Genomic DNA, 26,790 nt, shown 5'->3' on the forward strand with positions numbered 1-26,790 from the left:
AACGGCCCGTTCGTCTAGGGGTTAGGACGCCAGATTTTCATTCTGGTAACAGGGGTTCGATTCCCCTACGGGCTACACAAAAGCCTCTCAGTTAACACTGAGGGGCTTTTTTTGTGCACTTCAGATACTATCCAGGCTCATACGCTAATTTATACAACCCTGTGCAGGAACATAACGCTCTCTACAAGCAACTGGCAAAGCTTAGGATTTTTGTCTAAGAAAAATCCGATATAGTGGGTTGCGGTATTATCTCTTCCTGCTCACTGCGAAGAAATGCATCGGAAACAGGCATTCTCCTACCCGATATAAGGAGACGTTTTCAGCCAGGCAGGTACCTGAACCTGTCGAAATACGAGGCGTTATACATCTAAAGAATTGCCTCGCACCACTCTATGGGGACACCAGGCACTGGAGTTGCTGGTTGGCGCTACCCTTCTCTGGAAGCAATATTAGAAAAGGAAGCCAGAACGGTTGATGTCCGCTCTGACCTTATGGTAATATTCCTGTTCCGAAGGCTACAGCTACTTCGTGGTGGCTACCTTTGGCTTTTTATACATCGAAGCCTTTACCAGGGCAAAATCGAAATCGGGTTCATTCAGGGCCGCCAGTTTATTTTTCAGTTCGTTTGCTTTGGCTTTGTTACCTGCCTTTTCGTGTGCCAAAGCCTGCACATACAGCACCCGTGGATGTTGCTGATCTGCCTGCTCCAGTGCCGTGATTGCCTTCTGATAATTCCCAGCCTCATACTGAATCAGCCCGATCAAAGCATGGTGGCTTTTTACTACATCTGGGTTTTCACTACCACTGACCATTTGCTTGTATTCTTCGGCCTTCCTGTTGGCCAGATTGAAATTCTTTACTTTTGCAGCCAGAATAGCTTCGTCGAACAGGAGCCGCTGATCAAAATTATTCAGGTAAAGCGGCGGCATTTCACTGGTGCTTTTCAGGGTTCTGTAGTCATCAAAGCTTTGCTGGGCCTGCGCTGTGTCTCTTAGTTGTGTATAGACCTCTCCCTTGCCAAGGTATAGCTGGGCAAGGTAATCCGGATTCATTTCTTTGTCCAACAGTTGTGCTGCTTTGTCGGCAAGCTGTAAGGCATCTTTGTAGCGCGCCTCGTAGAGATACGTTTGCGCACGGGCCAGCATATTGTTTACTTTATTTACATTGGTAGTAGCCTTGCTTTCCGCTTCCTGCAGGGCTCTGCGACTTTCCTCCAACTTCCCCATAAGAGCCATCGTAGTACCGGCTTTTGTGAGCGACATGTTAAAGTTTTCAGGATCCAGTTCTGCTGCCTTCCTGAAGTATTTGATGGCATCCTCGTGCTTCCCCATTTTCACGTATAAATCGCCCATTGAATCGTAGGGATTCGCTTCCTGGGGTACCAGACTGATATAATTCTTATAAGCAGCTTCCGCCTGCGGATAATCCCTGGTGTAGGTATAAGCATACCCTAGCTCATTATAAACCGGGGCAAAGTCGGGGTCTATGGCCGTGGCCTTCTTGTAATATTCTATGGCTTTATCATAATTATTATTCACAAAGTAAAAGGTACCGAGGTCATATTGAATATTTTTATCCTGTGGATAGAGTTCAGCTAACCTGGTAAAAAGGGCAATGGCTTCTTCAGGTTTGTTGTTAAACTGCGCTTCCATGGAACTGATCATCAGCTGCTCTCCTTCAGACACATTTCCTTTCAGCGCAGAAGCTTTCTGTAAATGCTTGCGAAAAGACTCCATATCAGGACTTGATGCCATCCCTCCTTCCATTGATGCCATCGCTCTTTCCAAATGTGCCAGAGCAAAATCAGGATCAAGGGAAAGGGCTTTGTCAAGTACATCTGCTGCTTCCTTAAATTTGTACTGAGCCATCCTTAAGTCTCTGCCCTGCAGGTACAATTGGCGTGCTTCCTCTGAATTGGTTGTGATGGGCATTTCGGCCTTGCCCGTCTGTTGGGTCTGTGCGAATAGGCTACTGTAGGGCAGTAAACAGGAGCAGATTGCCAAATAGTAGCTGAAGTAAAGTATGATCCCTTTTTTCATAATGTCATGGATTGAAATAATGGTGCAAAAAACCAATAATGAGGTGGGAATTAATTAGGCCACTTATAGCAGCAGCCAACGGGGAGCAATAGAAAAGACAAACTTTCACGTACCCAAAAGTACAGGAATGGCTCCCAGCACATTGGGATTAAAGCGGACGTTGTTGCAGGAAACAGATTCGCTCCGGCAATTTGACTCATAGTTATAAGCTTGGAAATTATTGGCAGTTCTTAATGTTAGTACTGCCCATAGGTTCCAAGACTAGCACAGGCTTGCGCCGTAGCAAAAGCACAGTGTCACTTCCTGTAGGTACCTATTTAGGATTAGAGAGAAGCAAAATTCATGAGCAAGAGCTCTTTTGGCAAGAGGCTTCAAAGCGAGGGAGGAGAAAAATGCTGCATTCTCAAGAATGGGCTTTACTATTGAATATCTTTTATTTATACTGTTCCTTTTTTCAGTTGTTTTATATATGAGTACGATTCTACAAGGTTAGTAGATAATCATTGTGGGATAGTATAAATACTGGGTAAACAACCTTTTAGACTGCTTTAACTTTATAATTCGATGGTAGCAGTATGTTAGGCTAAATGTGGAGCTTTACATCTCCTTCGCTACTATAGCAAAAGAATAATGAACTGCTCTAACAATTAATACCTATCTCCAGATACTGACGCACAGCCACTAAATCATAGTGGAAAAGGTTCGGTAATCCCATCCTTCGGTCTACTATAGAAAAAAGCCGCTCCACATCAAATGAAGCGGCTTTTTTTGTTCGACAATGCATCCTCTTCAGTTTTAATAACAATTTTTTTCCCTTACTTTCCCATCATGACTAAAGATAATTTACCGATTCATGAACTCCCCTGCCAGCTACATTCAACTTGTGGTAAAGCATTTGCCGGATAGTGGCCAGGTGTGAAAATAGAACTACCGGAACTATATAGCCTGGCAACCAGATAAAAGGAAAGTATAAAAGAGCTGTATTAGGCTGCTCAAATCCAAACTGTTGGAAGGGTGTGGGAACTGACAATATCCCATGTATGACAATATTCACCAGCAGGCCCAAACATATGATGTTCCAGCCAATTATCACGCTTGCAGGAAATCTGTGCCTTAAAAACCCAAAATAGTAAATAATCGGGGCAGACAGACCGGCCAGTATATCAAGATTCCTGCCTTCGAAGGTCATTAGTTCCGGCACATTACCATGTACGAATAACCAGAACAGAACTAACTCTACGGGGATACGTGCCAAATGTAACAGCGTCAGGAAACCTGTATGCAGGCTATCTATAAAAACCCTGCCCTGCCTTGTAACGAACAATACAGCTATCAGAACAAGAGGCGGCAGTACTAGCAGCAACATCCTAGGGGGAAGCGTATAAGTTACAGTATAAAAATCTGTTACCCCGAGTATGCCCTGCCCGCCAAGCCAGATCAGAGCCAGTACAACAACTTTGGAATTGCTGGTTGCCTTATACAACATCCAGGTGACGAAGGCGGTTATTGAGGCAAAGATAATTGGGATGAAGACAGGTAAATTTTCCATAGCATGATGTTTTAAATGTATCACTGCAAAGGAAAACAAACTGCAAAGCATTCCACTTGCCAAATGACAAGAAATGAATAGCAGGTTATTTTTTTGAATATTCTTTTCGGATGCGGCTCAGAGAGCTATCAGTTACCCCCAAGTAAGACGCTATGTATTTCAGTTGAGCATGCTGAAACAGTTCCGGTCTTGTTCTTAGCAAATGGACGTAACGTTCTTCAGCCGATTCGGTGATCATTGTCAGCATCCTGTCTTTCAGGCTGGCAAATCCTTTCACTAAGATGGATCTGCCAAATTCTCTGAACTCCGGTATCGCATGAAATAAGTGATTCAATTCTGCGAAGGCTATACTCCAGCCTTCACAATCTGTTAAGGCCTTTATATTTTCCTTTGATGGTAATTTATTAAAGAATGAAGATACTTCGAAGACTACCTGCTTATCGGTGTAAAAGCCTGTAGTCACTTCGCTTCCGTTCGTATCATAGGCGAAGGCACGCAGGCATCCTTCTTCTAAAAACAGGTATTCATCGGACACCTTTCCTTCCTGGAGAAAAAATTCGTTCCGGGAGATTTTTCTATCAATAAAATGATGGGCTACTTCTAGCGCCGTTTGATGGCAGACAAGGCCCGTACTCTGAAGAAAATGCAGCAAGTTTTCTTTCATCATGATAGATGTTGTTGCCTGGGAGATTCTAAAACGTCTGAAGAAGAAAAGCAAATATTGCAAGTAACCTATTCCATAATAGCTTTCAAGTTCTTGTGTATTAAGTTCGATAATTCGATCCTTTGGTCTACTACTACAAAAAGCAGCTTCAAGTAAAACTGGGCAGCTTTTTTGGTTCGATAGATTTCCCCTTTGGTCAGAGTTAGCGATCTTTTAAGGAAACATTTTGAGACACTTCCAAAAAACTTCCCTCATTTAATTCTATAGGTTGTCTTTCCTAAAGAACCAACCTCATCTTTCTCTATTGTTTTTTGTTAAGCATCTCTCTGCTAATCGTATTTAAATTTAAGGTATCCTATTCGCCCCAAAAACGCTTTTTAACAGTATCAATTCAAAAGTATATCAAGCTATCAAATGATTTATTTAGTAGCTTAACTTACTCTTACAACATGAAAAGGACTAATGCTACTTTCCAATAAAGCTGTTCCGACTAAGTATAATAGTTGGTTACGAAGTTTTTCCCTTTTCGCCATCACCCCACTGAACCTTTCGTAAGTATAACATGCTATACTTATACTACAACAAATTCAATAATGTATTTCTATGCCTGAGAAAAAAATTATAACAGTGTTTGGGGCAACCGGCGCTCAAGGCGGCGGGGTTGCACGGGCTATATTGGAAGACAGCAACAGTGAGTTTGCGGTTCGCGCCGTCACCAGAAACCCTGACTCAGACAAAGCGAAAGAACTTGCTGCTATGGGTGCAGAAGTAGTAAAAGCAGATATTGACGATAAAGAAAGTATGAAACGGGCACTGGATGGTGCTTATGGAGCGTACCTTGTTACCTTCTTCTGGGCACATTTCTCTCCTGAAAAGGAATATGAAGAGGCCAAAAGCATGGCCGAAGCTGCTAAAGAAGCAGGATTAGAACATGTAATTTGGTCTACGCTGGAAGATACCCGCAAATGGGTGCCGCTGGATGATGACCGGATGCCTACCCTGCAGGAAAAGTATAAAGTACCTCACTTTGATGCGAAAGGTGAAGCGGATAATTTCTTTACTGATTTGGGAGTACCTACCAGTTTCCTTCGTGCTTCGTTCTACTGGGATAACTTCATCTACTTTGGGATGGGGCCTAAAAAAGGAGACGACGGAAAGTATTATCTAACCTTACCGATGGGAGACAAAAAGATGGCAGGCATTGCTTCTGAAGACATAGGAAAATGTGCCTATGGCATTTTTAAACGTGGCAAAGAAATGATTGGTAAAACCGTGGGCGTGGCAGGCGATCAGCTTACTGGTCAGGAAATGGCACAAGCCATGACGAAAGCATTGGGGCAGGATGTAACCTATAACAGCATCTCGCCAGAAACTTATCGGGGGTTCGGCTTTCCTGGAGCAGACGACCTGGGCAATATGTTTCAATTCTACCGTGATTTTGACCAGGTCTGCAATAGTGTGCGTAACGTCAACTTTTCAAAAGAGCTAAACCCTGAATTGAAATCCTTTGACTCGTGGCTAGCTGAAAATGGAAAGCGAATACCCATGGAGTAAATTGCAGGTACTACCAATTTTAAGGCTATATTAAAAGGTGCGAGCAGCAGGTTTTCTTATGCTATGATAGAGGAATGTTTAACTCTATTCAGATTTGAGAATAGCTTTAATCATTTTTCCAGCATGCCTCTTTTTATGCTATCATCGATCAGTTCTTCGGCATAGTTCCAGAGCGTATTAGATCCCTCTTTGATTATTTTCTTCTTATCGTACACTTTACTATAATCTACTCCAAACAGCTGCAGCGTGCTTTCGCGCTCATTTGCTGTCAAGATCTGTTACTTGTGGCTGAAGTACGCATGTGTTTATGTAATTAATAAGGTAGGTGAATGCTAGAAATTATCCAACTGCTAGTTCCTTTATCAAAGGCATGGGAGCTATGGGTATAGCTCCAGAAACCTTGTCGAGAAAACCTACTAGTATACGTAATAGGAGTTTCAAGCCTCACTCTCTCCTATTTTAAAGCATTCTTCTAGAACAGCCAAATCCCTGTGGAAAAAGTTCGATAATTCACCTTTCAGTCTACCAAAGCCGCTTCATTTAGAACTGGAGCGGCTTTTTAATCTATTAATTTAATAACCAATCTTACTTTCTAAGAAAGACCCTTCATTCAGGCAAGGAACCGCACCCCATCCTGAAAAAGAAAGGGACAAGCTTAGTCTTCAATTTCGGACGTCCTATCAATTTTATCTTCATTTCCAGATGAAACGCGTTTAGCTTTTTTTGCCGCAGCTTTAAGGAGTTCCTGATGTTCTTTCCTTTCCTTGAATTCTTTCTGGCGCTGCTTCTTCTGTTGGTCTCTTGATCTGGTACTCATTGTCTCCTTAAATTTATTCCTACGTGATTTCGGCCCATGCTATGCCCGGATTTCCACACCTACCTACTATATACGCTTAAATGCAATTATTTTCTGAATAGCTGAAGGAAATGATTCACTATCAAATGTTCTAGAAATTAAATATAAGCTGTATATCCTGCACTAAGCAGCTCAATGATTCAATCCATCGGTCTACTACAGCAAAAAGCCTCTCTACATTAGATGGAGCGACTTTTTGCTGTAGATACATTACCCCCTCCGGTTCATATTGAATTATAGGCTAGCACCCACTAAATTCCCACAGCGTGGTGATGCCCGCCCTTTCCATTTTAGCTGAAAAGCGTGGCCTGTACTATCCGCCATGGATTGCCCGCCTTCCTTTACAAAAGTAACAGCAGGAAAGGATAGCTACAAGGAATCAAAATACCGCTTGGTAGTACAATGCGACAGATTTCTCCTTGCGCTTACTACTTGCACTTACTATAGGAGTAATATCTAAAATTTGAAGGCATAGCCTCTGACCCCAGCCAATCAAGATAACCTTCACATTGCATGCAGGGTACTGTACTCCTGCAGCCGCTGTTGCTGCAGAAGAGAGTTTTGCACATAAACGCATGAACTAAATGGGCAGTAACGAGATAAATGTCTTCATCACGATTTTAGGAGGCCTGGTGCTTATGCTGGGGCTCGGTTCCAAAAAGCTGGAGGAGAGCGTCATCCCGGCGACCCTGCTTGCCCTGCTCATAGGCATACTGCTGGGCCCTAAGGTACTGGATGTCATAGACCCGGAAAAGCTTGGGGACAAGGCCACCATCCTGGAAACAACGGCCAGGCTAGTACTCGGGATCGGGCTGATCAGCGTAGCCCTCCGCATCCCAAAGGAGTATCCGCGCAGGAACTGGCGGCAGATATTAACGCTGGTGGGGTTAGGCATGGTGCTGATGTGGGCAATAGGCACCATGCTGATCTACCTCATACTGGATATACCTTTCTGGCTCGCAGCCCTGATCGGCGCCATCATCGCCCCGACCGACCCTATAGCCGCAAGCCCTATCGTAACAGGGCCGGTAGCCAAGAAGAACCTGCCGGAGCGCCTACGCCACGCCATCTCTTTGGAGTCCGGTGCCAACGACGGCCTTAGTTACCTGTTCGTGTTCCTGCCGCTCCTGATGCTGACGCGCACACCTGAAGGCGCTCTTTCACATTGGCTCACCACAACGCTGCTGTGGGAGGTGCTAGGAGCTACCGCTTTCGGGCTGACGCTCGGTTACATAGCGGCCAAACTCCTGAACGCGTCTGAAAAGCACGACCTGATACAGGAGAACTGGAGACTGATCTACACCGTTGCGCTCTCGCTGCTGGCAGTTGGGGGCGGTAAGCTGATCAAAAGCGATGAGGTATTGGTGGTTTTTGCCGCCGGCGCTGCTTTTGTTCAGGTTGCAAGCGAGGAAGAACGCGGCGAGGAGGAAAAAGGCCAGGAGGCGGTTAACCGCTTTTTCTCCTACCCTATCTTCGCCCTGCTTGGCACGGCTATCCCCTGGTCCGGTTGGACAGCGCTGGGCTGGAGCGGTATACTGCTGGTGATAGCTTTACTTTTGCTGCGTCGCCCTCCCGTGCTGTTGCTCCTGAAGCCTTTACTGCCGAGCCTGAGAAGCACGAAGGATGCTTTGTTTCTGGGTTGGTTCGGCCCGATTGCCGTAGCCGCTATCTACTACGGTGCCATGGCCGAGCATAGGTTAAAAGAGCCCCTTGTGTGGGATGTAGTAAGCTTGGTTGCCTGTGCTTCGGTGGTAGTGCATGGCCTCAGTTCCACGCCATTGTCCAAGCTATACGCAAGAGCCGCAGGGAGGCAGCACCATTAGTGTGGCCAGGCATAGGGGGTGCCGGCCACTTATTTGTTTTGTCTTTCCCAACAGGAGCTATGGTGTCCGCAATAGTAGTCAGCACAATGAGAACAACATCAACTACTGTTTGAACTGGCCATCCCCCCCAGCGCCCGCCCAAAACTAGTGCCTTTAATAAAACTTCGATATGTCTACCCTATGGCCTACAAAAACAAAAACCAGCTTAGCTAAATAAGCTGGTTTTTGTTTTTGATACTTCGCTGCTCTTTCTGGACTGCTTCACGCCAGGAGAATTATGCAACACTTAAACCTATTAATCATCAAACTGCTATAAAGTGCTATGCATGAGTGTCGGCTATTTTTTTGGCAGCCATTACCGCTCCTTCCATATACCCGGCAAACTCAGGTGCCGTCTCTGTACCACAGAAAAAAAGCCTTCCACCCATATACTTTTGCTGCAATAAAGGATGTCCGTTATTCTGGTGTGGACGATGAATTACCTGATTGCCTGCCAAAACAAATTCATCCGTCCACACTTTATCAAAATAAGCAGTAGGCTGTAGCGCTTTACCTCCTAACAGCTCTCCGAGTTGGCGTAACACAAATTCTTTTCGCACCTCCTGGGTATAGGATGCGGCCCCGCTATTTAGAAAACCTGTAAAGCCAAATTTGTCTTCTTCGAAATTGGTATGGTCGTACATTTCGGTAATAATGCCCGCGTGGCTGTACAGCATACCTGAAAAGCCTTCGTTTCGCCAGAACGGTTCCGCATACTCTAGGGCAAACTTTACAGCACCAGCCATCCACGTTTGTACCGATGGTAGAACTTGGCCGATAGCATCTGGTAACTCTGGAGAGAACGCTATGTGCGAGGCAACTAACTGTGGCGGCAAGCAAAGCACTACTTTATCTGCTTCATACACTTCCCCGCTTACAGTTTCTACTGTTATTGTATTCTCCGAATCGCTTATACCCGTTACCCTTGCATTTAACCTGACCTTTTGAGGTTCCAGTTTCTGTGCTAAGGTAGCTATCAAGGCTTGGGTTCCCCCGGCAAGTCTGTAGGAAGGTGTTTCTGCCTCTGGCACGAAGAACTTTTGAGGCGGCTCGAATGATTTGGTTTGAAAGAGGGAAATCCCTTCTGAAAACTGAGGGTACTTCTCTAAACCGAGTTCTATCATCAAAGCCAATAAATGGGTATGCACGTCTGAAAACCAAGTGGCGCCTAATTCCATTGGCGTACCCAGAGCCCCTTCCACAGTTTGTATCCTGCCGCCTAGTCTGGGAGAAGCTTCTAAGACTATTGCTTCTACACTCTTTAGAGATAACAGATAAGCTAACGTAAGACCGCTTAACCCTCCTCCCACTATAATGATGCGTTCACTCGTCTTCATTTAACAAAAATCAGGCTTTCCAGCGAATTATTGATGGTAAAAATGAAAAAATGTAAAGCATTTTTCTTTGCTACGCAGGCAGTTGCTAAAGTTATGAAAGCGAACGGCGGCGGTTCTATTGTGAACATTGGCTCCATCTGGGCCTGGCAGGCAATAAAGGCTACACCTTCCTCCGCTTCTTCCATGGTCAAAGCAGGCTTACAAAGCCTGACACAACATCTTGCCATGGGACTTGCCGATTTCAATATCAGTGTGAACGCGGTTTCGCCGGCTGTTTTGGTGCCCCCTATTTATGGTTCTCTCATTGATAGAGTCGCTCCAAGGGTTAACTTCCTTCCACCCGATCGGAAGAGTGGGCAGACCAGGAGACATAGCTAATACGATAGCTTTTCTGCTATCCGATGAAACCAGTTGGGTAACGGGTGCCATTATTTGGGAGGTTGACGGGGGGTATAAAAGAAACGGCCCCTGCCATATGAAATAGCAGGGGCCGCTTTTAACACTCTCGCGGGGAGCGGCTATCGGCAGCGGTGGGCTTCATACTACTCCGCACAAAACCTGAATCAGCAACCCGGTTCAGTTAAAACAAATTACACTCGCTTTGTTTTAGGGAGCATGCCTTAAAACACAACCATTGTTCCTGCTTCTACCGTTGCCGCCATTTGCTGCTCAGGTACCTCCTGACAGGGATATCATACGCCACCATTACAACATAGGCTACACCGACCAGCAGGACTGTTCCTATTGACACGATAAGAAACAGTTCGTTTGCTCCTGGCTTGCTGCTTGTGAAATAGTTTCCAAACATCCAGATCACGGCGTAATGGGTCATGTAGAGGGGGTACGATATATTTCCGGAGAACACACAGAGCTTTTTCAATCCTGGTGACAGGCTGGAGCCGGCTCCCAATGCAACCAGCAATGGAAAATAGAACAGGACAACCATTGTCTCTGCCACCCAATTCCATTTAAAATAAGGCATGACGAAGGCCAGCGACAGCAGGATAGCCAGGCCGATGAACCCGAGCCTGTTTTTGATGATCCAGTTAGAACGATAGATCAACAACCCGGCTGAGAAGGAGTAGAAGATACGAGCGCCGCCATCCCAGAAATTCTCCCCTGACCAGCCCCCCAGCAGGTTTCCGGCACGATAGCTAACAAAGCAAAGAGTAACCGCTGCCAGTACTGTCAGTACAGTCAAATAGCGGCGGGAGAGCCTGTAGAGGATAAGGGCATACACGATATTGGCCACGTATTCCCAGAACAAGGACCATGAAGGAGCATTGAGCCCGAACAAGTTGAAAGCACGCTCTTCCATCACCGGATAAGGAATGAGAAGGGCAGAGCAAAGAAACACCAGAATAAGTTTGCCTGTGCCATACGCTCCTGTATAGGCGGCAAATGGATCAAAGAGAAAAGCCAACAGGCCCAGCACCGAGCCAAGTATAACCAGAGGGTGCAGCCGTATCAGCCTGGCTTTAAAAAACTCCATAAACCCCATTTTCCCTATACGGTCGTCATAAGCGTACCCAATGACAAAGCCGGACAGACAGAAAAAGAAGTCCACGGCCAAAAAGCCGTGCCCGATGAAAATCTTGCCGGAGTCTGGTGGGTGAACCCACTCCATGAAATGGAAAATCACGACAGCCAGAGCAGCTACTCCCCTTAACCCATCGAGGATGACAAAGTGCTGTTTCGTCTTGAGAAGGCCCGAGCTGGCTTCTAGATTGCCCGTGTTTACTTTAAGCTTATTCATTAATTATGGTAAGGGTGAAATGCCACCAGCAGCGAACCGTTATCATGGGTTCTTTGCAGTAGCATAGGATGGTTAAAAGCGTAATATATTAAGTTTATCGCATTTAAACGAAGAGACCAAGCCGGAAATCTTGCCACCCCTCCTCCTTTATACTTTAGCTGAAAATCTTGCTTAACATAAAGCAGCTCATCGGCTATCTTATACTTCCGACATTAAACAAGTCTCCTATCCTACTAATAAGCAGGACTTTATATATCAAATGCATCATACAACTTATCCCGGCTGTTTAGCTTGCAAGGCTCCTCCGCATCATCTGGAGTGAGTATTAAACGCTCCGTACATTTCTCCTCTGCCGGCACTCATCAACGACAGTACCAGCCCATACTTCTCCCTAATTGTGGGCCGGCAGAAGTATAAATCACCCTCTGAGCCTACCCTCCTGCTCCTGGAACGTATCATCATTTACTGGCTTGAAAAAGTATACTTGTGGTAGTTAAGGTTTGTATCTGATGGTTTATAAAATACTGGTGGTGCTTACGTATGTGCTGGCCATTGTAACAGTGCTGCCGCTGTGGCGCCACAACGCCTGGTGGGTGCGGGGCTTCGATTTTCCCCGGCTCCAGTTCATGGCCTTCTCCTTCTTCATGCTGGTGGCAGAAACTATTGCCCTGGACTTTTCGCGCTACACCACCTGGGTGATGGTGGGGATTGCCTTCGGATGCTTCTGCTTTCATTTGGGTTGGATACTTCCCTACACCACGATCTTCCCTGTGGAGGTAAAAACAGCGCGACACCGGAAGCGCAACAACCTTATCCGTATTATGACGGCCAATGTGCTTATGCCCAACCGCAATTATAAAGGTCTATTGGAGCTTGTAAAGCAGCATCAGCCGGATGTACTGGTAGCCCTGGAGACAGACCTGTGGTGGGAAGGAAAACTGAGCGTGCTGGAAAAGGAATACCTCCATACCATGAAGTGCCCCTTAGACAACAAGTATGGGATGAATGTATACTCCAGGCTGCCACTGGAGGATGCCGCCATACAATTTCTGGTAGAGCCTCATGTACCAAGTATGCATGCGCTGGTGGTGCTGCCCTCCGGGGTTAAGATACGCGCCCACTTCCTGCACCCGGCCCCGCCAAGCCCAACCGAGAACCCAGACTCTTCGGAGCGCGACGCTGAGTTACTGGTAGTAGCTAAAAGTGTGTCTGATGAGCACGAACCAATCATCGTATCCGGTGACCTGAACGACGTGGCGTGGTCGGAGACAACGCGCCTCTTCCGGAAACTAAGCGGCTTGCTGGACCCACGCATCGGGCGGGGCATGTACAATACCTTCCATGCCGGTTTCCGGTTCGCCCGCTGGCCCCTCGACCACCTCTTCCATAGCGAGCATTTCACCTTATCGCACATCAGCAGGCTCCCATACTTTGGCTCCGACCATTTCCCGATGCTGGTGGAGCTGGTGTATGACGTGGCGCACGGGGCCGACCAGGAAGGCCTCGAAGCAGACGAAGAGGACTTGGAATGGGCAGAAAGCAAAATGGACGAGCACAAGGTGGAAGAATCGCACGTGCACGAGCCGGGGAAGTAAGGCGGATAAGGTATTTATACTTTATACTAAGTATAGAAATCGGCATCAACTCCGCTCTTTCGGATTTGCAATCCGAAAGTATGCTATTGTCAGGATTTGCAATCCGATTTTATACTTTGCCAGCTGTTGAACTACAGCTATAAGCCGGAAGTCGGATTGCAAATCCTCATAATAGAGGCTTCGGGATTACAAATCCCGAAGAGCAAATGGCTTTTATACTTGTGTCCGAATCGTAGGCCCCTCCGATAGGAGTTTTGAACTTAACATGTGATTCCCCGCCTCGGAGGGTGTGGGTTTACACCTGCACTGCATTCGAGAATCGCAAATTGGGTTACTTAGTAGTACTTCGCTCGATCTCACGAAGGTTCTCCATCTTCTTATTTCGCAGGAAGCCGTTGATGTCCTCGAAGTGCTCGCGGATGCGCTTGTTGCCGAACTCGAACACCTTCGTGGCCAGCCCGTCGAGGAAGTCCCTGTCGTGGGAAACAAGGATGATGGTGCCGTCGAAAGCTTTCAGCGCGTCCTTCAGGATATCCTTCGTTTTGATGTCCAGGTGGTTGGTCGGTTCGTCAAGTATAAGCAGGTTCACGGGTTGCAGCAGCAGCTTGATCATGGCCAGGCGAGTTTTCTCTCCACCAGAGAGCACCTTCACTTTCTTCTCCACGGTTTCGCCGCTGAACATAAACGCACCCAGCAAATCCTTTACGCGGGTGCGCACGTCACCTACGGCAATCTCATCAATGGTCTGGAACACGGTCAGGCTTTCATCCAGCAGCGAGGCCTGGTTTTGGGCAAAGTATCCGATCATACTGTTGTGGCCCAGCTGCAGTTTGCCCTCATACTCCAGCTCGCCCATAATGGCTTTCACCAGGGTAGACTTTCCTTCGCCGTTCTTGCCTACAAAGGCCACCTTCTCGCCACGGTTAATCGTTAGCGAAGCGTCCTGGAAAACAGTATAGTCGCCATACTTTTTGGTGAGGCCCTCCACAATAACCGGGTAGTTGCCTGAGCGCGGCGCCGGCGGAAACTTAAGGTTAAGCGCCGAGGTATCCACTTCATCCACCTCAATGATCTCCATCTTCTCCAGCATCTTCACCCGCGACTGCACCTGCAGCGTTTTGGAGTAAGTACCTTTAAAGCGATCAATGAACGTCTGTATCTCGGCTATCTCCTTCTGCTGGTCCTCAAACTGTTTTTGCTGCTGCTCGCGGCGCTCTTTGCGCAGCTGCAGGTATTGGCTGTAGTTTACCTTGTAGTCGTAGATGCGGCCCATCGTTACCTCGATGGTGCGGTTGGTGATGTTGTCGACAAAGGCTTTGTCGTGCGAGATCACGATCACCGCCTTCGCGTTGTTCACCAGGAAATCCTCCAGCCATTGGATGGACTCGATGTCGAGGTGGTTGGTGGGCTCATCGAGCAGAATGAGGTCGGGCTGCTGCAGCAGGATTTTGGCCAGCTCGATGCGCATGCGCCAGCCACCGCTAAACTCTTTGGTGGGCCGCGTAAGGTCTGCCCTGGAGAAGCCCAGCCCCTTCAGCGTTTTCTCTACCTCCGCATCATAGTTGATCTCTTCCACCGAGTAATACTTCTCGCTCAGCTCCGACACCTGTTCTATAATGGCGTAGTATTCGTCCGACTCGTAATCGGTGCGCGTCTCCAGTTCCGAGTTCAGGAACTCCATCTGCTTTTTCATCTCCAGGATCTTGGCAAAGGCCTTGGAGGCTTCCTCGAAAACGGTGCAGTCGTCGTTGGTGAGCAGGTGCTGCGGCAGGTAGGCAATTACGGCATCCTTCGGAGCCGAAACCTTACCACGGGTGGGTTTGTTCACGCCCGCGATGATCTTTAGCAGGGTAGATTTACCCGCCCCGTTCTTCCCCATCAGGGCTATCCGGTCGTTCTCGTTAATATTGAAGGTAACATTGCTGAAAAGAGCTGCCCCGTTAAACTCTACTGCAACCGCGTCTACTGAAATCATAATCCTAAATTTAAGGGGGCAAAGGTAGTATAATTTAGACGATTGCCTTCGCTCCCTGGCATGCTAATCCTAATTTCTGATAGGAGGAAAGTATACCTCCACATCAAAAACCTGTTATTATAGCCCAATGACCATCAGGTCTGTTACGTTCTGACTTACTCATTATTCCGAAAACTGAAAACCTAGAACTTGATTCGGAGTAGTTTGGCAGCGACTAGAATAACCTTAACCTACGGGGAAATTAGACTCTATACATGCTGTTTTTGTCATCCTGTAAGGATTTTGTGGGCGAGTAGTGTGGCTTACCCTGTCGGGACGCCCTCCTTTTCTACCAGTTTATTACAGCCTGGCAAACGCTTTAGCAGCAGTAGAGCCAGAACTTAAGAGTTTTAAAAGTGTGGTTATAAAGTATAAAACGTGCATTGTCTGGGATAAACCGTGGCTGGAGCTAAGCTACAAGTCTTCCTACAAAAATCACAAATGAACTTGACGTAGAAGTTTAGTCCAGCAGGTAGTTATTTACGGCGGATAAAAGCATGGCGATGGCGTAGATAATCATAAACCATCGGAACAGCCGCTTCCTGCCAATGGCGTGCTTTAGCCACGGGTAGAACAGGAAATAGGCCACGCCCACAACAACAAACATCAAAACCAGTGCCTTCTGCATACTTTATACTTTTATTGATACCTCTGCGGCAGTGAAACGTGTAGCTGGAAGTCGGATGCATCACATCACCGACCCGGGCCATGCTCCCTCTCTCTAGCCGGGCAAGTGCTTTGACCAACAGCGCCTGCAAGTTAGCCAACACCAGCCGAAAACCGGCACTCATAAGGGATGATTATACTTTCCAGCCCCTTCTTGCAGATCAGAATTAAATTAAAGTAACTTTACAGCCCTTTTATAGGTTTTCATCTGCATGGTTGACATTCTCCTCCTCCTCGTGGGCTTCGTTGCCCTGATTTTTGGTGCCACAAAATTAGTGGACGGCGCCTCCAGCCTTGCCACCAGGCTCGGTGTCCCGAACATCGTTATCGGCCTTACCATTGTAGCCTTCGGCACGTCGGCCCCGGAACTGGTGGTTAACCTGTTCGCCTCCCTTAACAACAACACGGAAATGGTGCTCGGAAACGTGCTGGGCAGCAACATCTTTAACGTGCTGGGCATCCTGGGTATCACCGCCCTCATCTATCCCCTATCCGTTAAATCCAATACCACCTGGATCGAGATCCCGCTGAGTCTGCTAGCGGCCATTGCTGTGCTTGTTGTTGCCAACGATGCTTTCCTGGATGGGGCAGCCACCAATTTAATTGCCAGGGGAGATGGCATTGTGCTCCTGCTGTTTTTCGCTATTTTCCTGGTCTACAATATTACCCTGGCTGCCGGGGGCACCGGAGAGGATGAGGTCCCAGCCAAGCAATACTCGTTCCTCCTATCCGGACTTTTCATTGTTCTGGGTCTTGCCGGGCTGATTATCGGTGGGCGGTTGATCGTGACGAGCGCCGTGAGCATTGCCCAGCTCCTGGGCCTTTCGGAGCGTATCATTGCCCTGACGATCGTTTCCATCGGCACCTCACTTCCCGAGTTAGCCACATCCGTGGTGGCAGTCCGGAAACGTAATGTGGACATAGCCATAGGCAATGTGGTAGGCTCCAATATCTTCAATATCTTCCTGATCCTGGGTGTCTCGACCGTCGTTACCCCACTTGCCGTGAATGCCGGGTCGCTGACAGACATTGTGGTCAACATCATCGCCGGCCTGCTGCTTTTTGTGTTCATTTTTACGGGCAAGGGAAGGCAGTTGGCGCGTTGGGAAGGCGGTGTTTTCCTCGCCCTCTACATCGGATACCTCGTCCTGCTGATCATGCAGTAAAAACAGGGCTGGTTATACTTAATGGATTACTTGCACCCGGGCCGCGGGATCTAAGCGATCAGCAGGGTTTAGCCAACGTATGAGATCTGCTGCTCACTTTGCCCCTGCTTATACTTTCTATCATAGAAAGTATAAGCAGGGGCAAAGTGAAATGTGTACTCTTATCAACTCACCCATTTAAAGGCCTTCGCTCGCCTCCGGCGCGTGTGCTGTACGAGGCAGCTTCTGGCTGCTTAAAATTTTAGTATAGGAATAAAGTGGCGGGACACCACCAGATAGCACAACCATTTTAATTGTAGCTTATACTTTGATTTCCTGAATTACAGCTCCTCCACCAGCTTTCGCAGCTTATCCGCATCCGTCACGGCATTGCCCAGAATGGTGTTGTTAAAGAAAACCCATACTTGCTTGCCGTCTTCCAGCCAGTCCTTCACCATGTAGGCATAGCGCTCTAGTTTATCGTCCGAGTAAGCCGAGGAGTACATCTTTTCGTCGCCGTGCAGGCGCAGGTAGGCCGTGTTGGTGGTCGTCACCTCCGTCCCCGGAAAACGCTTGCCGGCGCTGGCGATGACGGTGGTAATGTCATACTCCCGGAGCAGGTCCAGGGCCTCCTCCGTAAACCAGGAAACATGCCGCGCCTCCAGGGCAAAAACATGCTCCGGATAAAGCTCGCGCAACGTATGGAAAAAGTCTGTTGCCACAAGCCTGTCAAAGCGGAAACTGGCTGCAATCTGTACCAGCACCGGCCCCAGCCGCTCCCCCATCAGCAGGTAGCGCGACATAAATTTCTGCAGCGGCTCCTCTATGTCCCTAAACTTTCTTTTATGGGTGATTTCCTGGTGCAGCTTGGGTGCGAACTTAAAATTAGTCGGTGTCTGCGAAAGCCACTTTTCGATGGTCTTGGCCATGGTGAAATGGTAAAAGCTGCTGTTGATTTCGGTGGCGTTAAAGCGGGTGGCATAGTGGCTGAGGTAGTCTGCCGATTTGAGCTCCGGAGGGTACAGCACCTCCTGCCAGCGGTAGCTCCAGCCGGATGTGCCGATTTGCAGTTTGGTAAAATTGGTCATGCGTGTGGTTTAAGTATGGAAAGTATACTTTGTTACCGGTGGGTGGTTGCGGTTATACTTTGGTAAAGGGAAAATATCCACCGAAAACGCTTGGGGTCAGTAGCATTAAATTAGTTTATACTTATATTTAGTAAATGAACGGGCACTTCCATGAAACAGCTTCTACCCCTGCTCCTCCTACTTTCCGCCATACTTACGGTCTCGGCCCAGCAAACCCAGAAGCCGGTACTGCATGGTAAAAACTGGATGGCCATTACCGGGAAACCGCTGGCAGCCACCGCCGGCGCCATCACCTTTCAGAAAGGCGGCAATGCCGTGGATGCTGCCTGCACCATGCTGGCCGCCACCTGCACCATGTGGGACGTGCTAAGCTGGGGAGGCGAAACACAGGCTCTGATCTACAATCCCAAAACGAAAAAAGTCATTGCCATTAATGCCCTGGGAGTTGCGCCAACGGGTGCCACGCCGGAGTTCTTCAAAAGCAAAGGCTACAATTTCCCGCCGGAGCAGGGCCCTTTGGCGGCTACCACACCAGGTACAGCCGGCGGCCTGATGCACATGCTGGCCAACTACGGCACCCTGAGCCTGGAAGAAGTACTGGCACCCGCCATGGAACTGGCTGCCGGCTACCCCATCGAAGCCCAAACTGCCAACAGCATCGAGCGCGGAAAGGATAAAATAAAGCAGTGGCCCTACAGCAAAAAAGTCTTTTTGACGCACCCGGGTCAGGAAAGAGAAGCCCCCATGGCCGGTGAAATCTTTGTCCAGCAAGACCTGCTGCAAACCCTCACCAAACTGGTAGAAGCAGAAAGGGCGGCACTAAAAAAAGGCAAAAGCCGCAAAGAGGCCATTATGGCGGCTTACGACCGCTTTTACACAGGAGATATTGCCAAAGAGTTTGTGCGCGGCAGCAAAGAGCAGGGCGGCCTGATCACGATGAAGGACCTGGCCAACTGGAAGGTTTTGGAGGAAGAGCCGCTGGTAACAAACTATAAAGGCGTTGACGTGTACAAGTTGCAGCAGTGGACGCAGGGACCGACCATGCTGCAGGCGCTCAACATCCTCGAAAACTTCGACCTCCAAAGTATGGGCTACAACAGCTCCAGGTACATCCACACGCTCTACCAAAGTATGAACCTGGCTTTCGCCGACCGCGATTTTTACTACGGCGACCCCTACTTTGCGCCACAGGAACCGATGAAAGGCTTACTGAGCAAGGACTATGCCAAGCAGCGTGCCGCGCTTATTCATCTTGATAAAAACGATGCAAAAATTGGCCCCGGCGACCCCTACCCTTTCGAAGGAAAGAAAAACCCTTACTTAAAGCTCCTGAAAGAAAGAGGTTTTGAGCTTGATACTACCCGCCGCAACTTCGCTCCGACCCACGACATCCGCAACGGCTCCTCTATGGTGGAGTACCAGGACAGGTTGTGGCGCGGCACCACTACGATAGAAGCCGCAGACAAAGAAGGTTGGGTGGTGTCGATTACGCCGAGCGGGGGCTGGCTACCTGCCTGCATTGCCGGCAACACAGGTATTGGCATGAGCCAGCGTATGCAGAGTTTTGTGCTGGATGAGCAGCTGAACCCCTTTAACGTGGTAGCACCGGGCAAAAGGCCGCGCGTGACCTTAACCCCATCCATGGCGCTAAAAGACGGCAAGCCATACTTATCTTTCGCGGTGCAGGGCGGTGACACGCAGGACCAGAACCTGCTGCAGTTCTTCCTCAACGTTGTGGAGTTTGGCATGAACGTACAGCAAGCATCCGAGGCGGCTAACTTCAACACCAACCAACTGTGGCTCTCGTTGGGCGGCACCAAAACCGAAGACCGTCAGCCCAAGCCAGGCCACATCCTACTCCACGACAGCACCCCCGAAACTGTACGAACCGAGCTCAAGAAGATGGGTTATACATTGACGTTCGACGACCGCACCAGCGGCCCGATCAACGCGCTATACTTCGACTGGAAACACAACAGCCTCTGGGGAGGCTCCAGCAACCACGGCGAAGATTATGGGATTGGGTGGTAAGTACGGATTCTGATTTTCGCGACGAAAATATAAAAGGTGTATGAAGTATAAGCTGCCGTCCGGTTAGAGTCGAACCAAACGTACTAAAACGAATCTTTTATAACTAACGCAGTTATGCCTTCAATTTATTGTAACTCCACACTTTAAATTTTGAAAGTCAAAATCATCTTTACGGAGAATTTAACCTTCCATCAAACAAGCTAAAAAAACATGACTTATGAGTACCGACCAATCCATGAAACTTGACATCTATGTCAACTATCCCGGGCATTGCGAAAAAGCATTCCGGTTTTACGAGCAGCATCTTGGCGGAAAAATAACAATGATGACACCTCACCAACAACCGCCTCCCAATTTTCCAAAAGAATGGAAGAAACCAATTCTTCATGCAATAATAGAGATTGGCGGTACTGTGGTCAGGGGTGCCGACATTCCTGATGCCGAACCTATGCGCAGCGCCTATCTAACGCTTAGACTTGACACGCCGGAGAAAGCAGAACTCATTTATAACCTGCTTTCCAGTGATGGCGAAATCTTTATGAAGATGGAAAAGACTTTCTTTGCGAATCGCTTTGCTATGCTCCGTGATAAGTTTGGAACGTCGTGGATGCTTCTTAATGAAAAATAGAATTTGCTTCTTTCATATTGCGTCTAAAAAATTTGAGCATTAAATTAAATGACAATAGCCTGCAGCCAACATGGGTTTTGTGTTGTGGTGGGCGGACGATCAAAGGCTATACATTAGTTTTTCAATTAGGCTTTTAGATATAGGCTGGGCTTACCTCCACAACACAAAGTTCTAAACCGTTCAGTATACTTTCACCATCTCACCAAGCGTACATCAGAAAAAGACCGAACTTTTGAGAACAATAAAATTCGATAAAACACAGTGCGGCGTAGAAGTCCTGCTTCGGGTAGGTTCAGGCAATGAGTTAAAAGAAGCTTACACCGACACAGAGGTTTACAACACCGATTACTTTGAGGTTCTGCTTTTCCGGAAGGCAAATGGGCACGTGCTGTTAAACCAGCGAAAGATCAACCTGAGCGATAATTCTATTGTCTTTATTTCACCCTTCCAGAAGCGGCAATGGCAACTAGACCCGGACCACCTGGACTTCACGTTTCTGATCTTTCAGGAAGATTTTCTCAACGACTTTTTTGCCGATAAGCTGTTCACGTACCGGCTTCTATACTTTTACCAGCTCGATCATCCGCTGCGCATGAACGTTTCTGCAGAGTATATCCAGAAAGCCTGCAGTACACTTACGGAGATCCATACCGAGCTGAAAGAAGCCAATCCGGACAGCGAACACCTCATCCGCTCCCTTCTCTATTATTTACTGCTCAGGCTCAACCGGGATTACGCGCACCAGAATAACCTGCCGCTCGAAAAGCCGGAGAACAACTATGCCTATCAGTTTAAGAAACTGCTGGAGCTACAAATCAAGGAAAAACAGCGGATCAGTGAGTATGCGGACCTTTTGGGGATAAGCAGGATCACGCTCAACAAATCGGTACAGGCCCAATTCAACGTAACGGCTACACACCTACTTAAGCAGAGGCTGCTCTTCGAAATCAAAAATTACCTGATTCATTCGGACCTAACGGTAGCCGATATAGCGCACGAGTTGAATTTCTCGGAGCCCAACCACCTGATGCGCTTTTTCAAGACCCAAACCGGCCAAACCACCTCCGCCTTCCTTGCCGATTATCAAAATGGTAGCAAGGCAAATAGCTTTGGTACCTAAGCACAACAACTGCGCCCTTACCTTTGCATTGAACTTAATAGATTTAAATTCAATACGATATGTCAAAAAGCAATAGTATACAGTTAGTCCGGAATGCTACTCTGGTGGTTCATTATGCCGGCAAGAAGATTTTGGTAGACCCTATGCTGATGCCGAAGGAGTCCATCGACCCATTGGCAGGCAAGGCAAGAAATCCAATGGTTGATCTACCTTCGTCTATTGAAGAAATTACGAAGGACGTAGACCTGGTATTGGTAACCCATACCCATCCCGATCACTTCGATCCGGTGGCCAGTGCAACGCTGAACAAAAGTATAAAGCTAATCAATCAGCCTGCCGATGAGGAATTCTTTCAGAAGGAAGGCTTCACCAATGCAGAAACAGTACAGGAGAGCACCGTTTGGAACGGCATCACCATCTACAGAACAGGTGGCGAGCACGGCAGCGGAGAAATCCTGAAACAAATGGGCACTGTTTCGGGCTTTGTGTTGCAAGCAGAGAACCAGCCTACCATTTATATTGTGGGCGATAGCATCTGGATTGACGAAGTGGAGCAGAGCATCCAAAAGTATAAACCGGATTATATTGTAACGAACTCGGGCGGTGCGGCTTTCCCTGGCTTTGAAGCAACGCCTATTCTGATGGACGAAGAACAGACGGTGTCGCTGATAAAGGAAAGCGGAAATGCCGGGGTAATAGCCGTTCATATGGATGCGTTGGACCATTGCCGCACCACAAGAACCACGCTGCGCCAGAAAGCTGAGGAATCGGGAATCGCAAAAGAGAAGCTAATCATTCCGCAGGATGGTGAAGTAATAGCCCTTTAATCTGCGACTCTACAGTCAGGTAGTACTTTTTCAAAACACATGCACGAAACATCTCAAAACACAGAGATGCTTCGTGCATGTGTTTTGTAAGGAATTACTAAGATGATCTGCTTATCCTGAAACCCTATCCTGCTATACCTCCCTCATTCAATTCCCAGCGTTATCAGATATGTGGGAGTATCAAGTTGCCGTTAACCTACCCCTGGGAGCTACGCTCGCTCCATCAAAACCCGCGTGTTGGTTAGTCCTGAGGAGAACCGTAATTACGCCTTCCTCTTTGTCATCCTGGAAGGATCCTGGAGGAAGGGAGGCTAAGCTGCAACTACAAGTATAAACCCACCCCTAGCCCCTCCGAGGAGGGGAATTCTTTAGCACCGGTCCCATCCACCCCTACCCTCCGAGGAGGACTACCCCTCCCCAGCCCTCCCCTAAGAACAGGGGAGGGAGCTATACTTGCTCCTTTCCCTGTCAGCTCGAGCAGGGCGAGAGATCTATCCGGAATTTCGGACGAAAGACTATGTGACTTAGGACAAAAGAGGCAAAGTAAAAATCACTTCCACTTATACTTGCTCCGTCGCTAAAGCAGTGGCTATCGAATCCGATCCCAGTCTTTCCGTTGAGCGCCTTGTGAGATTCCGGTGCCGCCTTGGCGGCATTGCGACCGAAGGGTAGCAAAGGAAGGGAACACAGCGCGATGCGGGAAGACGAGCCCTCCCGGGCTGGAGGGCACCAAAGCCAGAAATGAAACGAGCTAGATGTAAAGCAGTGGATGAACGGTAGCTATTAAGTATAGCTTGTGTCCAGTTGCAGGAAGCAGCGGCTAGAAGCGTAGAGCCAAAGTATAAAGTATGGCTCAAGTATAAAAGGCACGGGCTGCAAGCCCGCGCCAGCGAAAGGCCAGGGAGGCGGCTAAGGAAGTAAAGCCAAAGTTGAAGTATGGCTCTCCGAGCCAGTCAGGTTGCAAACCCGACACCATCGTAGGACACGAGTTGCAAACTCGCGCCAGCGATAGGATGAAATATAGCAGCGGCAAAGGCACAAGCGGACGCCTGCGCCAGAGAGGCGTTTTACTATGCGTGGCCTTCTTACTTCCCTCCTGCTATACTTTACCCCTACCCTGCAGGTGCCTCCCCTCTAGCAGCTACTTCTCCTATCATTTCTCCGGGTTCTCTACTTTATATCATCTCAAACACCGCTTAGAAGTTATGGGTGCCGAAACACCAGGCTTTGTGCCAGTAGCTTCTCTTGCCTGCATCGTTCTCCCTGCTGATCATGGTTTTACAGAAAAACAGAAATCATTTACACAATTTTCCGGATTGACAACACAATCGATACCCCTTAGTATAAACTTCTGAAACCGGGCAAACTGCAAATAAGATGAACCACGAGCACCAGCACAATAAAAATCACCACCAACAGGCCACGGAGCAGAAAGACCAGGCAACCGAACGCTTGGAAGAAAAAGCGCTGCACGGCCACGAGCAAGCCATGCACGGCGATACACATCCGCCGCATGGTGAGCACGGACACGACCACCACCGCATGATGATCGCGGACTTTAAGAAGCGCTTCTGGGTATCGCTGGTGCTGTCTGTGCCCGTTATCATTCTCAGCCCGATGGTGCAGCACATACTGGGTTTCTCCCTGGATGTTCCTTACAGCCTATACATCGCCTTTGTACTATCTTCTGTCATTTATTTCTACGGCGGCTGGCCTTTTTTAACAGGCTTAGCAGAAGAGGTGAAGAAAGGCGCGCCGGGCATGATGACGCTCATAGGGGTGGCCATCACGGTGGCCTACCTCTACAGCTCCGCCATCGTTTTCGGGCTGGAGGGAATGGACTTTTTCTGGGAGCTGGCCACGCTGATTGTGATCATGTTGCTGGGCCATAGGATCGAGATGCGCTCGGTGCTGGGCGCTTCCAAGGCGTTGGAGCTGCTGGTAAGTATGATGCCTGCTGAGGCCATGCTGATCCGCGACGGGGAAACAGTAAAAGTACCGATCGAGGAGCTGCAGAAAGGCGACCTGATATTAGTAAAGCCAGGCGAGAAAGTGCCCGCCGATGGCGTGGTGGAGGACGGGGAAAGCCACCTGAATGAAAGTATGCTGACTGGCGAGAGCAAGCCGGTGAAGAAAACCAGGGGCGAAAAAGTCATCGGCGGCGCCATAAACGGCAACGGGGCGCTACGGATTCGGGTGGAGTTTACGGGCAAGGAAAGCTACCTCAACAAAGTGATCACCCTGGTGCAGGAAGCGCAGAAAACTAAGTCAGAGACGCAGCGCCTGGCCGACCGGGCTGCCAAATGGCTGACGTACGTGGCCCTAACGGCCGGCTTCGGCACCTTTGCCGTATGGCTTCTACTAGGCCAGAACCTGGCTTTTGCCCTGGAGCGGATGGTGACGGTAATGGTGATCTCCTGCCCGCACGCACTGGGGCTGGCAGTGCCGCTGGTGGTAGCTATCTCCACGGCTGTTTCGGCCAACAACGGCCTGCTTATCCGCAACCGAACTGCCTTCGAAAACTCCCGCAAGATCACCACCGTCATCTTCGACAAGACAGGCACCCTGACCCAGGGCTCCCATGAAATTGCCTCTGTCGTGCTTTTTGACAAGGCCATGGACGAGCAGGAAATGCTGCGCCTGGCCGCTGCTGTGGAGCAGAACTCGGAACACTTTATTGCCCAAAGTATACTTCGCAGGGCAAAGGAAGAAAGTATAACCGTGCCTCCTTCACAGGCATTTAACTACCTGCCGGGCAAAGGGCTCGAAGGTATGGTGGAAGGAAAAGACGTAAAAGTAGTGGGCCCGAACTACATCAGGGAATTCAACATCTCCGTGCCCGCCAGTCAGGCAGAGGAAGGCGTGGAAACAGTGGTGTACGTGCTGGTGGAAAAAAAGCCGGTTGGCTACATTACCATGCGCGACCAGATACGGGAAGAATCGGCTAAAGCCATACAGGTACTGCAACAGCATGGCATCCGGAACCTGCTACTGACCGGAGACAACGAGCGGGTAGCTAAAAGCGTGAGCGACCACCTGCAGATGGATGGCTTCCTGGCCAACGTGCTGCCGCACCAGAAACAGGAGAAGGTAAAAGAGCTGCAGGCAAAAGGCGAGTTCGTGGCCATGACCGGCGACGGCGTGAACGACGCCCCTGCCCTGGCGCAGGCCGATGTGGGCATCGCCGTGGGCTCGGGCACTGACGTGGCCGCCGAAACGGCCGACATCATCCTGGTGAACAGCAACCCGCAGGACATCGCCTCGCTTATCCTTTTCGGCAAAGCCACCTATCGCAAAATGATTCAGAACCTGATCTGGGCCACCGGCTATAACCTGATCGCCCTGCCCCTGGCCGCAGGCGTGCTCTACCACCAGGGCATCATGGTCTCGCCCGCCGTGGGCGCTGCCCTGATGAGCCTGAGCACGGTGATCGTGGCCATTAATGCCCAGTTGCTGCGCAGGGAGATCAAGTAAAACCGGCTATACTTTGAGGAAAGGAAGGCCCTATACGTTGTAGCGCGCGTACATATAAAAATATAACTCCCTACAACTATGAAAAACTTAATAGCACCAGCCATTTTCCTGCTTCTTCTAACAGCAAGCAGTTGTCAGCGGCAGGCAAGCGTGCAGGAGGTAATGGACTCCGAGTCACAGCGCAAAGAAGTATACGCCACCATTATGGATAACCCCGAGATGCGCCAGGAGATGATGCAGGCCATGCGCGCGCATCCGCAGGGCGGCATGATGATGGGAAGAAGCGGGATGGGCCAGGACCGCATGATGGGGGATACGACCATCATGATGAGCGATACCGTTATGATGGGTGGCATGAGCCGGGAAAACATGCGCACGATGATGCAGCAAATGATAGCCGCCTGTGCCGAAGACTCGGCTAACTGCACCCAGATGGCGCAGATGATGACCCAGCACCGCCAGTTGATGCAGGGCATGATGCAGCAGATGCGCCAGAAAGGCATGATGGGTGAGAACTGCTACCAGCAGGCGATGAAGAATATGAGCAATACCACCAAATAAAATACGACCTACCCCAGGCTTGAA

The 26,790-nt window shown here is 48.8% G+C and carries 22 protein-coding genes and 1 tRNA gene; 13 read left to right on the top strand and 10 right to left on the bottom strand.

The genetic code is table 11. The annotated features are described in order from the left end of the window. The first annotated feature begins 3 nt into the window (after positions 1-3). Positions 4-75: transfer RNA gene (locus tag OH144_RS08605), tRNA-Glu, on the top strand. Positions 76-521: 446 nt separating this feature from the next. On the opposite strand, the gene OH144_RS08610 is transcribed toward OH144_RS08605, so the two are convergent. The 3 genes from OH144_RS08610 to OH144_RS08620 all read right to left on the bottom strand — a co-directional run bounded on the left by OH144_RS08610 (position 522) and on the right by OH144_RS08620 (position 4,255). Continuing rightward, entirely contained in the window at positions 522-2,039 is a 1,518-nt protein-coding gene (locus OH144_RS08610) for a tetratricopeptide repeat protein (RefSeq protein WP_266205890.1), read from the bottom strand. A gap of 832 nt (positions 2,040-2,871) precedes the next feature. Next, a complete protein-coding gene (locus OH144_RS08615) occupies positions 2,872-3,588 on the bottom strand; it encodes a hypothetical protein (RefSeq protein WP_266205891.1) in 717 nt (238 codons plus the stop codon). 85 nt (positions 3,589-3,673) lie between these two features. Next, positions 3,674-4,255 (bottom strand): Crp/Fnr family transcriptional regulator, encoded by a 582-nt coding sequence (locus OH144_RS08620; protein WP_266205892.1) that lies wholly within the window; start codon positions 4,253-4,255, stop codon positions 3,674-3,676. Positions 4,256-4,855: 600 nt separating this feature from the next. Between OH144_RS08620 and OH144_RS08625 the strand changes: the two genes are divergently transcribed. Beyond that, on the top strand, positions 4,856-5,806 hold the full coding sequence (locus OH144_RS08625) for an NmrA/HSCARG family protein (protein ID WP_266205893.1): 951 nt from the start codon (positions 4,856-4,858) through the stop codon (positions 5,804-5,806). 110 nt (positions 5,807-5,916) lie between these two features. Here the strand turns inward: OH144_RS08625 and OH144_RS08630 are convergent, their stop codons facing one another. After that, a complete protein-coding gene (locus tag OH144_RS08630; protein WP_266205894.1) occupies positions 5,917-6,078 on the bottom strand; it encodes a hypothetical protein in 162 nt (53 codons plus the stop codon). A 383-nt stretch (positions 6,079-6,461) separates the two neighbouring features. Further along, positions 6,462-6,623 carry a hypothetical protein gene (locus OH144_RS08635; RefSeq protein WP_266205895.1) on the bottom strand — a complete coding sequence of 54 codons (162 nt, stop codon included), beginning with the start codon at positions 6,621-6,623 and terminating at the stop codon, positions 6,462-6,464. A gap of 623 nt (positions 6,624-7,246) precedes the next feature. On the opposite strand from OH144_RS08635, the gene OH144_RS08640 reads away from it, so the two are divergent. Next, positions 7,247-8,485 (top strand): cation:proton antiporter, encoded by a 1,239-nt coding sequence (locus OH144_RS08640; protein WP_266205896.1) that lies wholly within the window; start codon positions 7,247-7,249, stop codon positions 8,483-8,485. A gap of 320 nt (positions 8,486-8,805) precedes the next feature. On the opposite strand, the gene OH144_RS08645 is transcribed toward OH144_RS08640, so the two are convergent. Further along, positions 8,806-9,861 carry a flavin monoamine oxidase family protein gene (locus OH144_RS08645; RefSeq protein WP_266205897.1) on the bottom strand — a complete coding sequence of 352 codons (1,056 nt, stop codon included), beginning with the start codon at positions 9,859-9,861 and terminating at the stop codon, positions 8,806-8,808. A 33-nt stretch (positions 9,862-9,894) separates the two neighbouring features. Here OH144_RS08645 and OH144_RS08650 point away from each other — a divergent pair, with 33 nt between their 5' ends. Continuing rightward, entirely contained in the window at positions 9,895-10,239 is a 345-nt protein-coding gene (locus OH144_RS08650; protein WP_266205898.1) for an SDR family oxidoreductase, read from the top strand. Next, entirely contained in the window at positions 10,154-10,345 is a 192-nt protein-coding gene (locus OH144_RS21630; RefSeq protein WP_407676622.1) for an SDR family oxidoreductase, read from the top strand. The genes OH144_RS08650 and OH144_RS21630 overlap by 86 nt, the downstream gene beginning before the upstream one ends. A gap of 162 nt (positions 10,346-10,507) precedes the next feature. Here OH144_RS21630 and OH144_RS08655 read toward each other — a convergent pair whose 3' ends face one another. Beyond that, entirely contained in the window at positions 10,508-11,617 is a 1,110-nt protein-coding gene (locus tag OH144_RS08655) for an acyltransferase family protein (RefSeq protein WP_266205899.1), read from the bottom strand. Between the two features lie 509 nt (positions 11,618-12,126). On the opposite strand from OH144_RS08655, the gene OH144_RS08660 reads away from it, so the two are divergent. After that, positions 12,127-13,212 (top strand): endonuclease/exonuclease/phosphatase family protein, encoded by a 1,086-nt coding sequence (locus OH144_RS08660; RefSeq protein ID WP_266205900.1) that lies wholly within the window; start codon positions 12,127-12,129, stop codon positions 13,210-13,212. Between the two features lie 331 nt (positions 13,213-13,543). Here the strand turns inward: OH144_RS08660 and OH144_RS08665 are convergent, their stop codons facing one another. Further along, complete coding sequence (locus tag OH144_RS08665; RefSeq protein WP_266205901.1) at positions 13,544-15,187, bottom strand: ABC-F family ATP-binding cassette domain-containing protein; 1,644 nt, start codon at positions 15,185-15,187, stop codon at positions 13,544-13,546. Positions 15,188-15,686: 499 nt separating this feature from the next. Further along, the gene (locus OH144_RS08670; protein WP_266205902.1) at positions 15,687-15,854 is read right to left on the bottom strand and encodes a hypothetical protein; all 168 of its coding nucleotides are present in this window, start codon (positions 15,852-15,854) and stop codon (positions 15,687-15,689) included. A gap of 250 nt (positions 15,855-16,104) precedes the next feature. Here OH144_RS08670 and OH144_RS08675 point away from each other — a divergent pair, with 250 nt between their 5' ends. After that, entirely contained in the window at positions 16,105-17,058 is a 954-nt protein-coding gene (locus tag OH144_RS08675) for a calcium/sodium antiporter (protein WP_266205903.1), read from the top strand. A 320-nt stretch (positions 17,059-17,378) separates the two neighbouring features. Here OH144_RS08675 and OH144_RS08680 read toward each other — a convergent pair whose 3' ends face one another. Then, positions 17,379-18,125: a DUF72 domain-containing protein gene (locus OH144_RS08680; RefSeq protein ID WP_266205904.1), complete on the bottom strand. Its 747-nt coding sequence runs from the start codon at positions 18,123-18,125 to the stop codon at positions 17,379-17,381. Between the two features lie 150 nt (positions 18,126-18,275). Here OH144_RS08680 and OH144_RS08685 point away from each other — a divergent pair, with 150 nt between their 5' ends. From OH144_RS08685 to OH144_RS08710, 6 genes are all read left to right on the top strand, one after another. Further along, a complete protein-coding gene (locus OH144_RS08685) occupies positions 18,276-20,156 on the top strand; it encodes a gamma-glutamyltransferase family protein (RefSeq protein WP_266205905.1) in 1,881 nt (626 codons plus the stop codon). A gap of 235 nt (positions 20,157-20,391) precedes the next feature. Continuing rightward, positions 20,392-20,784, top strand: coding sequence for a VOC family protein (locus tag OH144_RS08690; RefSeq protein WP_266205906.1), 393 nt, complete (start codon positions 20,392-20,394; stop codon positions 20,782-20,784). 232 nt (positions 20,785-21,016) lie between these two features. Continuing rightward, positions 21,017-21,904, top strand: coding sequence for a helix-turn-helix domain-containing protein (locus tag OH144_RS08695; RefSeq protein WP_266205907.1), 888 nt, complete (start codon positions 21,017-21,019; stop codon positions 21,902-21,904). A 59-nt stretch (positions 21,905-21,963) separates the two neighbouring features. Beyond that, positions 21,964-22,731: an MBL fold metallo-hydrolase gene (locus OH144_RS08700; protein WP_266205908.1), complete on the top strand. Its 768-nt coding sequence runs from the start codon at positions 21,964-21,966 to the stop codon at positions 22,729-22,731. 1,377 nt (positions 22,732-24,108) lie between these two features. Continuing rightward, complete coding sequence (locus OH144_RS08705) at positions 24,109-26,205, top strand: copper-translocating P-type ATPase (protein WP_266205909.1); 2,097 nt, start codon at positions 24,109-24,111, stop codon at positions 26,203-26,205. 78 nt (positions 26,206-26,283) lie between these two features. After that, complete coding sequence (locus tag OH144_RS08710; protein ID WP_266205910.1) at positions 26,284-26,766, top strand: hypothetical protein; 483 nt, start codon at positions 26,284-26,286, stop codon at positions 26,764-26,766. The last annotated feature ends 24 nt before the right edge of the window (positions 26,767-26,790 follow it).

The sequence above is a fragment of the Pontibacter kalidii genome (genome assembly GCF_026278245.1).
GTDB lineage: Bacteria > Bacteroidota > Bacteroidia > Cytophagales > Hymenobacteraceae > Pontibacter > Pontibacter kalidii.

Bases quoted from the DNA above. Each gene is read 5' to 3' on its own strand.
- OH144_RS08700 (WP_266205908.1), top strand. From the start codon at position 21,964: ATGTCAAAAAGCAATAGTATACAGTTAGTCCGGAATGCTACTCTGGTG.
- OH144_RS08620 (WP_266205892.1), bottom strand. From the start codon at position 4,255: ATGATGAAAGAAAACTTGCTGCATTTTCTTCAGAGTACGGGCCTTGTC.
- OH144_RS08710 (WP_266205910.1), top strand. From the start codon at position 26,284: ATGAAAAACTTAATAGCACCAGCCATTTTCCTGCTTCTTCTAACAGCA.
- OH144_RS08690 (WP_266205906.1), top strand. From the start codon at position 20,392: ATGAAACTTGACATCTATGTCAACTATCCCGGGCATTGCGAAAAAGCA.
- OH144_RS08680 (WP_266205904.1), bottom strand. From the start codon at position 18,125: ATGACCAATTTTACCAAACTGCAAATCGGCACATCCGGCTGGAGCTAC.
- OH144_RS08685 (WP_266205905.1), top strand. From the start codon at position 18,276: ATGAAACAGCTTCTACCCCTGCTCCTCCTACTTTCCGCCATACTTACG.
- OH144_RS08615 (WP_266205891.1), bottom strand. From the start codon at position 3,588: ATGGAAAATTTACCTGTCTTCATCCCAATTATCTTTGCCTCAATAACC.
- OH144_RS08660 (WP_266205900.1), top strand. From the start codon at position 12,127: ATGGTTTATAAAATACTGGTGGTGCTTACGTATGTGCTGGCCATTGTA.
- OH144_RS08650 (WP_266205898.1), top strand. From the start codon at position 9,895: ATGGTAAAAATGAAAAAATGTAAAGCATTTTTCTTTGCTACGCAGGCA.
- OH144_RS08670 (WP_266205902.1), bottom strand. From the start codon at position 15,854: ATGCAGAAGGCACTGGTTTTGATGTTTGTTGTTGTGGGCGTGGCCTAT.
- OH144_RS21630 (WP_407676622.1), top strand. From the start codon at position 10,154: ATGGTTCTCTCATTGATAGAGTCGCTCCAAGGGTTAACTTCCTTCCAC.
- OH144_RS08655 (WP_266205899.1), bottom strand. From the start codon at position 11,617: ATGAATAAGCTTAAAGTAAACACGGGCAATCTAGAAGCCAGCTCGGGC.
- OH144_RS08635 (WP_266205895.1), bottom strand. From the start codon at position 6,623: ATGAGTACCAGATCAAGAGACCAACAGAAGAAGCAGCGCCAGAAAGAA.
- OH144_RS08645 (WP_266205897.1), bottom strand. From the start codon at position 9,861: ATGAAGACGAGTGAACGCATCATTATAGTGGGAGGAGGGTTAAGCGGT.
- OH144_RS08665 (WP_266205901.1), bottom strand. From the start codon at position 15,187: ATGATTTCAGTAGACGCGGTTGCAGTAGAGTTTAACGGGGCAGCTCTT.
- OH144_RS08640 (WP_266205896.1), top strand. From the start codon at position 7,247: ATGGGCAGTAACGAGATAAATGTCTTCATCACGATTTTAGGAGGCCTG.
- OH144_RS08675 (WP_266205903.1), top strand. From the start codon at position 16,105: ATGGTTGACATTCTCCTCCTCCTCGTGGGCTTCGTTGCCCTGATTTTT.
- OH144_RS08625 (WP_266205893.1), top strand. From the start codon at position 4,856: ATGCCTGAGAAAAAAATTATAACAGTGTTTGGGGCAACCGGCGCTCAA.
- OH144_RS08610 (WP_266205890.1), bottom strand. From the start codon at position 2,039: ATGAAAAAAGGGATCATACTTTACTTCAGCTACTATTTGGCAATCTGC.
- OH144_RS08705 (WP_266205909.1), top strand. From the start codon at position 24,109: ATGAACCACGAGCACCAGCACAATAAAAATCACCACCAACAGGCCACG.